Origin of the sequence: Myroides injenensis M09-0166 (assembly GCF_000246945.1) — a bacterium.
Classification (GTDB): domain Bacteria; phylum Bacteroidota; class Bacteroidia; order Flavobacteriales; family Flavobacteriaceae; genus Flavobacterium; species Flavobacterium injenense.
In genome coordinates this window covers 1-2,139 of the sequence record NZ_BAEX01000156.1, presented here as the reverse complement: position 1 = coordinate 2,139, position 2,139 = coordinate 1, and the positions used below count along the sequence as shown (strand labels likewise).

The window sequence follows — 2,139 nt, the reverse complement described above, 5'->3', positions numbered from 1 at the left end:
GAAATAGAGTATTAGCCGTTGAACTCTCAACATGTTCACAATTATAACAATAGTATGAATGATTAGTTTTTAAGCAACCTTTTTGGTGACCACATTTTACACAAGTAAATCCGTTTGACCACTTTATTTTACTTAAATAAGCTTTACAAGATTCGTCATCTGGTAGTTCTTTTACTAAGTTCAGAAGGTTTTGACCTTTAAAAATTTCCATACTATTGATCTAAAACAATAAAGAGATAAATTGAGTAAAGAAGTAATTATTTTGGTGAATTCTAGTAAAAATTTGCTCTTGTATTTGTCAGTTTTCAATAAAGAATCTTTTTCTTTAGGGTGTTTTTTTAATATAACTGTAGGGGATTGTAGAGTCTGTATTGTCAACATTGCGATTTACGTTATAATGAGGCGATACTAATTCAATATTATTTTCAGCAAAGACATCCTGCGTATTTTGTCGTAAGTCTGAATAGACTCTAGCGGCAATCTTGGCGTCTTTAACATAGACATTTAATTGATAATCGACATAAAAATCTTGAAGTTGATCTTGTAGGATAAATGGTTTTTGACGTTTTAAAATATGATCTGTTCTATTGGCTACCTCAAAGAGTAGTTCGTGTACTTTCTGCCATGGAATATCATATCCAACCCCAACTGTAATAAATAGGATTAATCCATAATCTTTGGCTGACTGTGAGTAGTTAACAGTGTAAGCGGACATAATATTAGAATTTGGAATAGTGATAACTTCATTTTTTGGTGTTTTTAATCTTGTAACAAGTGCAGTTTTCTCTAAGACATCTCCTGTATACTCGCCAAGCTTAATACGATCGCCTATTTTAAATGGACGCATATAGGTTATTACTAAACCTGCTACTAAATTCCCTATAACAGAGGTAGAACCAAGGGAAAGCATAATCCCTGCAAATACTGATACTCCTTGAAATATTTGTGAATCAGAATTTGGCAGATAGGGAAATATTATGATGAACATAAATATGAAAAGCAAGCCACTTATAATATTGTATGTAGGGAATGCCCAATCGGGATAGAATCCTTTTATCGTTATTTTATTTGTAGCAATGCGATCTGCTAAGTAGCGTATGAATTTTTGGATATACCTGAACATAAAAACAATGACAATAATTGTAAATAGTTTTGGCATATAATCTTTTATACTAACACCTGCAGATTTCAATGGACGAATCACATAGCCCATTAGTTCGTCTGATATATGTTTTGTATAAGGGAATAAGGTAAAGATAATAAGTAAGCCAAAATAAATAAATAAAAGAATAATAATAAATCTAATTATTCTCGCCATATGAATTGCAATAAGCATTGCTTTTTGATCGTCAAATAATCCAAATAGTCCTTTTATTTTTTTACTTCTTTGTTTCCAAATCATGACTTTAACTCGTCGATAGAGATAGTAAAAAAAGCGAATAATTAATATCTCAGCAACAACAACAACTAATGAGCCTAGTACTTGTAATGCAATTTGCTGCCAACTCTTTTGATAGAGTTGTTGTTCTACTGAATCGACTATTTTATTCATATAGTAGATCGCAGCTTGTTTTTTTGTTTTATTTTCCTCGAGGGCTTGTATTGTATCAACACTCATAAGAATCTGATGCTTATATATAATATTTAGATAATTGCCCGCTTTACTTAGTCTAATAGAGTCTTTTGAAAATGAATAATCTTTAGCTAGAGTAGTAATTTTATCTTCTATTGATTTAGCACGCTGTTTGGGAGTAAAAGATCCAATATTTCCGTAGACATAAAATAGTGTATCTCCAAGAATTAGAACAGGTGTTTTTTCTAATTTTAGAGGTTTAATAGATATTGTATCGATTTTTTCAATAACCTCTAGGGGGGGAGTTGTATTTTTCTTATTCTTTTTTTGTGCAAAAGAAGCAGTTGTTAAAAAAACAAATGTTGTTAATAATATGGTAATTTGTAAAATTATTTTATGCATTTTCATATATAAATGGTAATAAATGAAAGTAAAAGTAATTAAAAAATAAATACTTTGTTAAGAAATAGTTTATTTAAAATATTTTTTAGATATGTAGTGTTTAAAAATGAATCAAAGTAATTTAAATTGAGAATAATGTCATCTTATAAACATATACTACGTGT

At 29.4% G+C, this 2,139-nt stretch carries 2 protein-coding genes; both read right to left on the bottom strand.

All coding sequences use genetic code 11. From position 1 onward, the window contains the following. Nucleotides 1-211: transposase (locus RH98_RS14910; RefSeq protein ID WP_010257494.1), on the bottom strand; the 211-nt coding region annotated here is incomplete at its 3' end. Between the two features lie 114 nt (nucleotides 212-325). After that, a complete protein-coding gene (locus RH98_RS14905) occupies nucleotides 326-1,975 on the bottom strand; it encodes a mechanosensitive ion channel family protein (RefSeq protein ID WP_237717553.1) in 1,650 nt (549 codons plus the stop codon). Between the last annotated feature and the right edge of the window lie 164 nt (nucleotides 1,976-2,139).

Excerpts from the sequence above, each read along its gene's own strand:
- RH98_RS14905 (WP_237717553.1), bottom strand. The coding sequence starts at position 1,975 with ATGCATAAAATAATTTTACAAATTACCATATTATTAACAACATTTGTT.